This is a genomic window from Paraburkholderia franconis (assembly GCF_009362735.1).
GTDB classification, from domain to species: domain Bacteria; phylum Pseudomonadota; class Gammaproteobacteria; order Burkholderiales; family Burkholderiaceae; genus Paraburkholderia; species Paraburkholderia franconis.
This window is the reverse complement of sequence record NZ_WHNP01000138.1, coordinates 1-9976: the sequence shown is the minus strand read 5'-3', so window position 1 is coordinate 9976 and position 9976 is coordinate 1. Positions and strand designations below refer to the sequence as shown.

The following is a 9976-nucleotide window of genomic DNA, read 5'->3' as shown; positions in this document are numbered from 1 at the left end:
CGCTGCTGTCGACGTTCACGGGCGTGATGCCGTCGTCGTTGCCCGCGCTCTTTCCGACGAAGATCCGCTATGGCGCGCTTGCGATCGGCTTCAACGTGTCGGTGTCGCTGTTCGGCGGTACGACGCCGCTCGTTGCAGCGTGGCTCGTCGATCGCACCGGCAATCTGATGATGCCCGCGTACTATCTGATGGGCGCGTCGCTGATCGGTATCGTGTCGGTGATCGCGTTGCGCGAGACGGCTCGCAAGCCGCTGCTCGGCTCGGGTCCGTGCGTGGCCACGCGCGCCGAAGCGCTTGCCGTACTGCGCGGCGAACGCGAAGCCGCGGAGATCGAAGAAGCGTATGCAGCAACTGCGACGGCGCGTGCCTAACGCTTGACCGCATCGTCCGGACAGCAGATGCACAAGAAACGGGTCAGCTTTGAGCTGACCCGTTTTTTTATGCCGTCAGCGTGTGCAGCGTGGCTTCGACGCGGGCGCCATCGATCGTCAGCATGCCAGCGGAGATCGGCAGCTTGAACCGACGCGGCCCCGCGCTGCCGGGATTGACGAACAGCACGCCATCGCGTTCGGCGATCAGCGGCTTGTGAGAGTGCCCCGTCACGACGACACGCACGTCGTCCGCGTGCAGATCGAGCGGCACGTCGGCGATATCGTGGACCACGAGAATCTTCATCTGCTGCACGACGAGTGTTGCGTGCGTCGGAATCGATGTGGCCCATTCGCCCATGTCGTTGTTGCCGCGCACGACCGTCAACGGCGCGATCTGCGCGAGTGCGTCGAGCACAGCCTGATTGCAGATGTCGCCGGCGTGAACGATCGCGTCGCATCCGGCGAGATGCGCCAACGCTTCGGGACGCACGAGATTGTGCGTGTCCGAAATCAGGCCGATGCGGGAAGGGTGTGAGGGGCTTTGGGGCATCGTGCTCAACGCTCGTGATAAATCGCGAGCCACACAGTCTGCTCCTCGGCATGCGTCCACGCGATGCGATGCCGGCAATGCGGCTCGATCAGCACGTAATCGCCTGGGCGCATGTCGTGCAGCGTCGCGTCTTCTTCGAACTCGAGCACAGCCGCGCCCGACAGCAGCACGACCCATTCGGCGCGCGAGTCGTCGTACCAGAAGCCTTCGGGGCTCATGTGTCCCATCGACACGATCCGCTCCACGTTCAGCCGCTGCCCCGTCACGAGCACGTCGACCCGCTCTTCGCGGCCGCGCCTGATCTCACGATTGTCGACGCTGAACAGATTGCCAGTTTGAAGCTGCATGGCCGACCTCACTTCAAAGGCGCGAGACCGTCGAGCAGCGTCGGGATCAGTTCGCTGATCGTCGGATGGATGTGCATCGCGAATTGCAGCGTCGTGTACGGCGCGCGCGCCGTCATGATGTCGATGAACGTATGGATCGCCTCGTCGCCGTCGACGCCCAGGATCGTCGCGCCGAGTATCTGCTTCGACTGCCTGTCGACGAGCACTTTCATGAAGCCGTGTGTCTCGCCCTTCTCGCGCGCGCGGCCGACGCGTGTCATCGGCATCGTCGCGACCAGCGCGTCGCGGCCCGACTTGCGCACCTCGCTCTCGGACATGCCGACGCGCGCAAGCGGCGGATCGACGAACACGGCATACGCCATGATCCGGTCGTCGACGCTGCGCTTGCCGCCATCGAAGAGATTCGCCGACACGATCTGGTAGTCGTCATAGGACGTGTGCGTGAACGCGCCACGTCCGTTCACGTCGCCGATCGCCCAGATGCCCGGCACGCCCGTGCGCAACTGACCGTCGACGGGAATCGTGCCGTGCCCGTCGACGGTGACGCCCGCGGCATCGAGGCCGAGGTCGTCGGTGTTCGGGCGGCGGCCTGTCGCGAAGAGCAGATGCGACGCTTCGAGCGGCGCGGCATCGGCGCCGAAGAAGATGCGCACGGCATCGCCGTCCGCGTGCAATGGCTCGACGCGCGACGGCTCGCCGCCGAAGCGGAATTCCACGCCTTCACGCGCGAGCACGTCCTGCACGTTGCGCGCGAAGTCCTCGTCCTCGCGCGTCAGCACACGATTGCCGCGCACGATCACCGTCACGCGGCTGCCGAATCGGCGGAACACCTGCGCGAATTCGAGCGCGATATAGCTGCCGCCGACGATCGCCAGATGCTCCGGCAAGGTAATCAGTTCGAGCAGCGTCGAGTTCGTGTGATAACGGATGCGCTCGATGCCGTCGATCTGCGGAATGACGGCGCGCGTGCCCGTATTGATGAAGATGTGGTCGGCCTGCAAGTCGGCGATCGCGTTGCCGTTGGAGAGATCGGTGATCGCGAGCGCATGCGGGCCGGTAAAGCGCGCGTGCCCTTTGAACACGGTGACGTTCTCCGTGTGGCGCAGCCAGTGTTCGACGCCGTCGCGCGACTGTCCGATGATCGCGTCTTTGCGCGCCTTTACTTGCGCGAGATCGACGCTGACTTCGCCGGCGATGCGCACGCCGTAATCGGCCGCATGGCGCGCGACATGCGCGGCACGGGCGCTCGCCACATAAGCCTTCGTCGGCGTGCAGCCGACGTTCACGCAGGTGCCGCCGAATTTCTCGCGCTCGATCACGGCGGTCTTGCGGCCGCTTTGGGCAAGCCGCACGGCGAGCGGCGAGCCGCCCTGTCCCGTGCCGATCACAACGGCGTCGAAGTGCTGTGGCATGACGGATCTCCCGAAACGCGTGTCGCGTCGGACATCTTACGCCTGCCTCGCGTCATTCGAAGTGCGTGGTCGCGAATCCTTTTGAAAGCCGGCTAGAAAGAATTGCCCCGTGAGCGCGACAGCTCATGCGTCGCAGTGATGAAGCGAGCAAAGGAGTTCGCGCGAGCGTTGCAACGCGGCGCGCGCGCCCTGCGTAGCGACGACGAAGCCGGCCTGGCTCAGGTTGAAATCCACCTGCACCATGATCTGGATGAGCGACACCATCGGCAGCACCACTGCCGGGTGATAAAGCTGTCGTTCGATGATCGCTCTCATGGCCTTCTCCATCGCATGACGCCGTGTGTTTCTCGCGGCGCCGTTCTGCATACCTGTTTCGATGGATGGATTGTAGAGAGCCGATAGTTAGAGATAAATGAGCCAAACGCGAAGATAGTTGTCGCCGGATTAGAACAATCCGGGTACGCGCGGCAAAGCGTTGTCCGGCCGCGCGCGAACGGTCATTCGAGCGGCGCGGCGATGAACTGCGGCAGCGCTTCCGCCCGCGCCGAGAACGCGGACAGCGCGGGGTAACGCTCCGGATCGACGAGGCCCGGCAACATGTACTGCTGGAACCGCCACGCGACAGCCAACGTGATGTCCGGCTGCATCAAACGGTCGCCGAACAGCCAGCCGGTTGCGCTATGGCCCTCGATTGCCTTCTCCAGATAATCGCAGGCGGCGAAAAGCTGTTTCTGCACGCGCTCGATCCACGGCTGATGCTGCCGCTCGGCGGGCCGCAGATTCACTTCGTAGACGTTCTGCACCGTCTTCTCGCAAGCGGCGAGCGCGAAGCCGATCAAGCCCAGCGCCCGCGCGCGCATGCCCGTTTCGGCGGGCATCAGGCGTTTTTCCGGCGGGCTCAGATGATCCAGATAGTCGAGGATCAGCGATGACTCGATCAGCATCGTGCCGTCGTCTGCGATGAAGGTCGGCGCCTTGACCACGGGATTGACCTTCGCGAACTCGTCGAAGTGCCGGAACACCGACACGCTGCGGTGCTCGAACGGCAGGCCGAGCACGGCGAGCGAAATGGCGACGCGTCGAACGTACGGTGAATCCATCATGCCGATCAGTAGCATCCTGCTTTCTCCGTGGTTGTTGGGGCGCAGCGCCATACTGTAGACGAACGGTCTGCGTCTGGCCATGTCCGTCTGCCAACGGCGCGAGGCTTCACGGGACGCGCGGCGTGTGGGCCGCCGGGCGGGTCACAGCGGCTCGTAGAGCTTTCCCCGTACCATCAGCGTCCCGCACGCACGGCAAATCCAACGGACTTCGTCCATGGGCGTGCGCCACAAGAAGTGGTAGTGGCATTTGTGCATGTCGCCATCCTCTATCGCGAGTTGTTGCCTCCGGATCGCATCGTCGCGATTGTAGGGATTCAGGCTTATCGGGGGCTTAAGGGCTGGGCAAAGCGGGGGTTTGGACGCGGAGCGCGCGTCGGCTGAACGCAAGCTGGGTAGCGTGCTTTCAGATGACGTGAGCGCGCGTCGGGGAATCGTTGGGGAAATGCGTGGTGCCGGGGACCGGACTCGAACCGGCAAGCTGTTAAGCGGCGGATTTTCGTCACACTACGTCTTTCGACGCCGTCTGCCTCGACCACGGTCGATAACGATCGACAGCGATCGCCAACGACCCGATCGCTTCGGCAGCCACGTTCGTGCGCTGGACTATGCCTTCGCCATCGCGATGCGCGTATCGCACGCCACATCGCCTTAGGCGCCCCCCGTCTAGTCTCTACACCTTCCGGCGCCTTCCAACCCGCCATCGGCAGGAAGAAAAGAGAAAAACCGGCTTGGCTCGGCGTCGCCTCGAACGCGCCTCGCGCGGGTCAGGGGTTTCGCCGAATTTGAAGGGTTCTGCACCGGCCGTTTCCGGCTGGGCACTCAATGCTTTAAGTCCGCTATGTTTACCAATTTCATCACCCCGGCAGGGCGGACGCGATTCTACCATCGCGCCGCACCCTGACCAAACGGGCGCATACCCCAGTTCTCCGCGCGCCGCGCGCATTCATCGATCCGTCACAAACGTTTCCGATAATCCGCCGACGAAAACGTTTACAACAGCGCACGCCTGTCGACACGGATTGCGCGACACGCCACCAAGGGAACCCCGACGATGACACCCACGATCAAGGATGTCGCCGCCCACGCGGGCTTTTCGATCGCGACCGTCTCGCGCGCGATCAACGCGCCGCACACGGTCAACCCCGTCACACTCGAAAAAGTGCGTCAGTCGATCGACGCCCTCAACTTCCGCCCGAGCCCGCTCGGCCGTCAGTTGCGCGGCGAGCGCTCGCGCCTGATCGGCGTCGTGCTGCCGACGCTCGCCAATCCCGTGTTCGCGGAATGCCTGCAAGGCATCGACGAGCTTGCGTCGGCGCAAGGCTACCGGCTGATGCTGATGACGACGCAGTACGACGCCGACCGCGAGCGCCACGCCATCGAGACGCTGCGCGAACAGCGCGTCGAAGGGCTGATCCTGACGGTCGCGGACGCCGACACGCATCCGCTCCTCGACGATCTCGACCGCGACGGCATGCTGTACGTGCTGATGCACAACGATACGGTGCGCCGCCCGTCCGTGTCCGTCGACAACCGGCTCGCCGCGTACGACGGCGTGCGCATGCTGATCGCGCACGGTCATCGCCGCATCCTGATGCTCGCGGGCACGCTCGCCGCATCGGACCGTGCGCGGCTGCGCCATCTCGGCTACGCGCAGGCGATGCAGCAGGCGGGCCTCACGCCCGCGCCCGCGCTCGAAATCGATTTCAACGCGGACGAGCTCGCGCCCTCCGTGCTCAACCATCTGACGACGGGCCCGAATCGCCCGACCGCCCTCTTCTGCTCGAACGATCTGCTCGCGATGGTCGTGATGCGTGGCCTGCGCCGCGCGCGCTTCGAATTGCCCGGCGACATGTCGATTCTCGGCTTCGACGGTCTCGCGATGGGCGAGCTGCTGTCGCCGCCGCTTGCGAGCGTCTGCGCGCCGAATCGCGAGATCGGCTGCGCCGCGTGGCGCCGGCTGATTGCGCGCCTCGACGGCACGCAGCCATCAGGCTTCGACGACGCACTGAGCGCGCCGTCGCTGTCGCTGACCTTGCCGCACACGCTGCGCGAAGGCGCGACGATCGCCGCGACCTCCGACACGGCGGGCGCATCGCCGGATCGCAACGCGCGCTCGTTCGCGTGACGCCCGGATACGAGCACCACTGCAAACGAGCACCACCGCAAGCACCGCCGCCTTCAGAACAATTTCTTTTCCACCTCCGGGAGACCTGCCGTGAACCGCCGTTCCTCCATCGGTACCGCAGCGTTGCGTGTTGCGCGCGCCGCACTGGCTGCTTCTTCACTCGTGCTGACTTCATCGTTCGTGCTGACGCTCGCCGCGCCATCCGTCGCGCACGCCGACGAAACCGCGATCTGCTACAACTGCCCGCCCGAATGGGCCGACTGGGCGAGCCAGATCAAGGCGATCCAGCAGAAAACGGGCATCCACGTGCCGTTCGACAACAAGAACTCCGGCCAGGCGATCGCGCAGCTGATGGCCGAGCAGAAGAGCCCCGTGGCCGACGTCGTGTATCTGGGCGTGTCGTCGGCGTTCCAGGCGAAGGACAAGGGCGTGATCGCGCCGTACAAGCCCGCGCACTGGAACGACATCCCCGCGAACCTGAAAGACCCGCAAGGCTACTGGTTCGCGATCCACTCGGGTACGCTCGGCTTCTTCGTCAACAAGGACGCGCTCGAAGGCAAGCCCGTGCCGCGCTCGTGGGCCGACCTGCTCAAGCCCGAGTACAAGGGAATGATCGGCTACCTCGATCCGTCGAGCGCGTTCGTCGGCTATGCGGGCGCCGTCGCCGTCAATCAGGCGCTCGGCGGCAGCTTCGACAACTTCAAGCCGGGCCTCGACTGGTTCGCGAAGCTGAAGGCCAACCAGCCGATCGTGCCGAAGCAGACGGCCTATGCGCGCGTGCTGTCGGGTGAAATTCCCATCCTGCTCGACTACGACTTCGACGCGTATCGCGCGAAGTACAAGGATCACGCGAACGTCGAGTTCGTGATTCCGAAGGAAGGCACGATCGAAGTGCCGTATGTGATGAGCCTCGTGAAGGGCGCACCGCACGACGCGAACGGCAAGAAGGTGCTCGATTTCGTGCTGTCGGACGAAGGCCAGAAGCTGTGGGCAAGCGCGTATCTGCGCCCCGTGCGCGCGAACGCGATGAGCGCCGACGCCGCCGCGAAATTCCTGCCCGCGAGCGACTATGCGCGCGCGCGTGCCGTCGACTTCGGGAAGATGGCCGAGAAGCAGCAGGCGTTCGGCGAGCAGTATCTGCAGGTGATGCATTGAACGACATCACGTTCCCGCTGCGCTGGCGCATCGCGTTGATCGCGCCGGCGCTCGCCGTGTTCATCGCGTTCTGGCTGCTGCCGATGACGGCGCTCGTGCAGGTCAGCGCCGACGGTCATCTGCTGAAGACGTACGGCGCGATGCTCGCGAACGCGCGCTACATGAAGAGCCTGTTCGCAACGGTCGTGCTGTCGGCGGCCGTGACGGCGACGACGCTCGCGCTGTCCGTGATCTCGGGCCTGCTGCTCGCGCGCCGCGAGTTTCCGGCCAAGCGCGTGCTGCTCGCGCTGCTGACGTTTCCGCTTGCGTTCCCCGGCGTCGTCGTCGGCTTCATGGTGATCATGCTGGCGGGGCGCCAGGGCTTGATCGGTGCGCTGTCGCTCAAGCTCACGGGCGACAAGTGGGTGTTCGCGTATTCGATGACGGGGCTCTTTCTCGGCTATCTGTACTTCTCGATTCCGCGCGTGATCGTGACGGTGATGGCGTCGGCGACAAAGCTCGATGCGTCGCTCGAAGAAGCCGCGCGCTCGCTCGGCGCGTCGCCGTGGCGGATCATGCGCGAGATCGTGCTGCCCGCGCTGTCGCCGGGACTGATCGCGGCGGGCGCCGTGTGCTTCGCGACGGCGATGGGCGCGTTCGGCACCGCGTTCACGCTCGCCACCGACATCGACGTGCTGCCGATGACCATCTACACCGAGTTCACGCTGAACGCGAACATGGTGACGGCGGCCGGTCTGTCGATCGTGCTGGGCATCGTCACGTGGGTCGTGCTGTATGCGGCGCGCAGCGTCAGCGGCTCGGCCGTTGCGACGACGGCCTGATCCTCTTTCAAGTCCGATGAAAACACTCGCATGAATCCCGTTGCTCACGCTACCGACACGCCGCCTGCGAGCCGCAGGCGCGCATTCGCCCTGCCCTCGCTGCGCACGTGGCTCGCCGCGGGCCAATGGCTCGTGACGCTCCTCTTGTGCGCGTTCCTGATCGTGCCCGTCGTGATGTCGATACTCGCGGGGCTCACGGTCAACTACTTTCGTGGCATCGCGAGCGGCCTCACGCTGCGCTGGCTCGGCGAGGTGTGGACGCAGTATCACGCGTCCGTGTTCCTGTCGCTCAAAGTCGCGCTCGCGACGCTCGTCATCACGCTGCTGACGGGCGTGCCCGCAGGCTATGCGCTCGCGCGCAGCGAGACGCGTCTCTCGCGCATCATCGAAGAATTTCTCGTGCTGCCCATCGCATTGCCCGGTCTCGCGTCGGCGCTGGCGCTGCTCGTCGTGTACGGCGGATTCACGATGTTTCGCACGAGCGTCGCGTTCATCGTGGTCGGGCATGTGGTGTTCACACTGCCGTTCATGGTGCGCGCCGTCGCGGCCGTGTGCGCGAGCTCGGGATTGCGCACGCTCGAAGAAGGCGCCGCGAGCCTCGGCGCGGGCTTCTTTCAGCGCTTCGTGACGATCGTGCTGCCGAACGTGCGGCCCGGCATCGTCGCGGGCGCGCTCGCCGTCGTCACGCTGTCGATCGGCGAATTCAACCTGACGTGGATGCTGCACACGCCCGAAACGAAAACGCTGCCCGTCGGTCTCGCCGACACCTATGCGTCGCTGCGCATTGAGATCGGCAGCGCGTACACCATTCTCTTTTTCATCATGACGATGCCGCTGCTCGTCGCGATGCAATGGCTCGGCGTCGACGCGACGGGCCAGCGCAGCATCAGGCAGAAGGCGAAGCGGAAAAACGCGAGCGTCACCGATATGCAAGCGGGTGCACCGGACCAGCCATGAAACTCGACTCCATTCCCATCACGTTGACGCGCTGCGCGAAGACGTTTCGCGGCACGCGCGTGCTCGAACCGCTCGACCTCTCCATCGGCGCGGGCGAAACGCTGGTGCTGCTCGGCCCGTCCGGCTGCGGCAAGACGACGACGCTGCGCATGATCGCAGGGCTCGAACGTCCGGACGTGGGCGGCCGCGTCGCGTTCGGCGATGAAGACGTGACTGCGCTGCCCATCGAAAAGCGTCAGGTCGGCATGGTGTTTCAGAGCTATGCGCTCTTTCCGAATCTGACCGTGTGCGGCAATATCGGCTACGGCCTGAAGATCAAGCGCGTCAACGCGGACGTGGCACGCCAGCGCGTCGACGAACTGCTCGCGATGATGCGCCTCACCGATCACGCCGACAAGCCGATCGATCGGCTGTCGGGCGGCCAGCGTCAGCGCGTCGCGCTGGCACGCGCGCTCGGGCCGCAACCGCGCGTGCTGCTGCTTGACGAACCTCTTACGGCACTCGATGCAAGGCTGCGCGACACGCTGCGCAGCGAGATGAATGCGCTGTTGCGCGAGCTCGGCATCACGACCGTGTACGTGACGCACGATCAGGCGGAAGCGATGGAACTGGGCGACCGCATCGTCGTGATGAGCGCGGGACGCATCGAGCAGATCGGCACACCGCGCGACATCTACTACCGTCCCGCGAACCGCAACGTCGCGCAGTTCGTCGGCACGATCAACCGCGTGTCGGGCGAAGCGCGCGACGGCATGCTCGCGACGACGGGCGGCATGATCCCGCTGCCGCCGATGCACGCGACGCGCGCGCCGCACATCGCGAGCCACGGCGACGAAGTATTCTTCCGCCCTGAAGACGCGTGGCTCGCCAATCCGCAGAGCGCGCATTTGCGCGGCACCGTCGATGCTTCCGCGTTTCTCGGCGAACGCACGCGTCTGACGATCCGCGATGCGGCGCCCGATGCGCTGATCGTCGATGTGCCGGGACGCGTTGAACTCGCGCGCGGCACGCACGTCGGCATCACGATCGCGCAGGACGCGTTGATTGCGCTATCGTGAGTGGGCTTGCGCACGTGAGGTTTGGTTCTTGCTGGAGTCGTTGTTGGATCGTGTTTGTTTTGGTTCGCACGGCCCGC

General features: G+C 65.1%; 10 protein-coding genes and 1 pseudogene. 6 read left to right on the top strand and 5 right to left on the bottom strand.

The features are described from left to right. Window positions 1-371: pseudogene (locus GCT13_RS45670) on the top strand (MFS transporter); the annotation flags it as partial. Window positions 372-438: 67 nt separating this feature from the next. Here the strand turns inward: GCT13_RS45670 and GCT13_RS45665 are convergent. From GCT13_RS45665 to GCT13_RS45645, 5 genes are all read right to left on the bottom strand, one after another. Then, window positions 439-921 (bottom strand): metallophosphoesterase family protein, encoded by a 483-nt coding sequence (locus tag GCT13_RS45665; RefSeq protein WP_152768212.1) that lies wholly within the window; start codon window positions 919-921, stop codon window positions 439-441. Window positions 922-926: 5 nt separating this feature from the next. Beyond that, complete coding sequence (locus tag GCT13_RS45660) at window positions 927-1268, bottom strand: cupin domain-containing protein (RefSeq protein WP_152768211.1); 342 nt, start codon at window positions 1266-1268, stop codon at window positions 927-929. Window positions 1269-1276: 8 nt separating this feature from the next. Beyond that, a complete protein-coding gene (locus tag GCT13_RS45655; RefSeq protein ID WP_152768210.1) occupies window positions 1277-2680 on the bottom strand; it encodes an FAD-containing oxidoreductase in 1404 nt (467 codons plus the stop codon). Between the two features lie 123 nt (window positions 2681-2803). Continuing rightward, a complete protein-coding gene (locus tag GCT13_RS45650) occupies window positions 2804-2995 on the bottom strand; it encodes a hypothetical protein (protein ID WP_087735593.1) in 192 nt (63 codons plus the stop codon). Between the two features lie 182 nt (window positions 2996-3177). Beyond that, window positions 3178-3798 carry a glutathione S-transferase family protein gene (locus GCT13_RS45645; RefSeq protein ID WP_152768214.1) on the bottom strand — a complete coding sequence of 207 codons (621 nt, stop codon included), beginning with the start codon at window positions 3796-3798 and terminating at the stop codon, window positions 3178-3180. A 1036-nt stretch (window positions 3799-4834) separates the two neighbouring features. Here GCT13_RS45645 and GCT13_RS45640 point away from each other — a divergent pair. The 5 genes from GCT13_RS45640 (at window position 4835) to GCT13_RS45620 (ending at window position 9899) form a co-directional block, all read left to right on the top strand. Then, window positions 4835-5908 (top strand): LacI family DNA-binding transcriptional regulator, encoded by a 1074-nt coding sequence (locus tag GCT13_RS45640; RefSeq protein WP_152768209.1) that lies wholly within the window; start codon window positions 4835-4837, stop codon window positions 5906-5908. Window positions 5909-5998: 90 nt separating this feature from the next. Then, window positions 5999-7063, top strand: coding sequence for an ABC transporter substrate-binding protein (locus GCT13_RS45635; RefSeq protein ID WP_321575047.1), 1065 nt, complete (start codon window positions 5999-6001; stop codon window positions 7061-7063). Continuing rightward, on the top strand, window positions 7060-7884 hold the full coding sequence (locus tag GCT13_RS45630) for an ABC transporter permease (RefSeq protein WP_152768208.1): 825 nt from the start codon (window positions 7060-7062) through the stop codon (window positions 7882-7884). The genes GCT13_RS45635 and GCT13_RS45630 overlap by 4 nt, the downstream gene beginning before the upstream one ends. Window positions 7885-7914: 30 nt before the next feature. Beyond that, a complete protein-coding gene (locus tag GCT13_RS45625; protein ID WP_152768207.1) occupies window positions 7915-8841 on the top strand; it encodes an ABC transporter permease in 927 nt (308 codons plus the stop codon). Continuing rightward, window positions 8838-9899 (top strand): ABC transporter ATP-binding protein, encoded by a 1062-nt coding sequence (locus tag GCT13_RS45620; RefSeq protein ID WP_152768206.1) that lies wholly within the window; start codon window positions 8838-8840, stop codon window positions 9897-9899. The genes GCT13_RS45625 and GCT13_RS45620 overlap by 4 nt, the downstream gene beginning before the upstream one ends. Window positions 9900-9976 lie beyond the last annotated feature (77 nt).

What these genes read in the sequence shown, in the direction of transcription:
- GCT13_RS45665 (WP_152768212.1), bottom strand. Translation starts at nt 921, where the DNA reads ATGCCCCAAAGCCCCTCACACCCTTCCCGCATCGGCCTGATTTCGGAC.
- GCT13_RS45660 (WP_152768211.1), bottom strand. Translation starts at nt 1,268, where the DNA reads ATGCAGCTTCAAACTGGCAATCTGTTCAGCGTCGACAATCGTGAGATC.
- GCT13_RS45655 (WP_152768210.1), bottom strand. Translation starts at nt 2,680, where the DNA reads ATGCCACAGCACTTCGACGCCGTTGTGATCGGCACGGGACAGGGCGGC.
- GCT13_RS45650 (WP_087735593.1), bottom strand. Translation starts at nt 2,995, where the DNA reads ATGAGAGCGATCATCGAACGACAGCTTTATCACCCGGCAGTGGTGCTG.
- GCT13_RS45645 (WP_152768214.1), bottom strand. Translation starts at nt 3,798, where the DNA reads ATGCTACTGATCGGCATGATGGATTCACCGTACGTTCGACGCGTCGCC.
- GCT13_RS45640 (WP_152768209.1), top strand. Translation starts at nt 4,835, where the DNA reads ATGACACCCACGATCAAGGATGTCGCCGCCCACGCGGGCTTTTCGATC.
- GCT13_RS45625 (WP_152768207.1), top strand. Translation starts at nt 7,915, where the DNA reads ATGAATCCCGTTGCTCACGCTACCGACACGCCGCCTGCGAGCCGCAGG.
- GCT13_RS45620 (WP_152768206.1), top strand. Translation starts at nt 8,838, where the DNA reads ATGAAACTCGACTCCATTCCCATCACGTTGACGCGCTGCGCGAAGACG.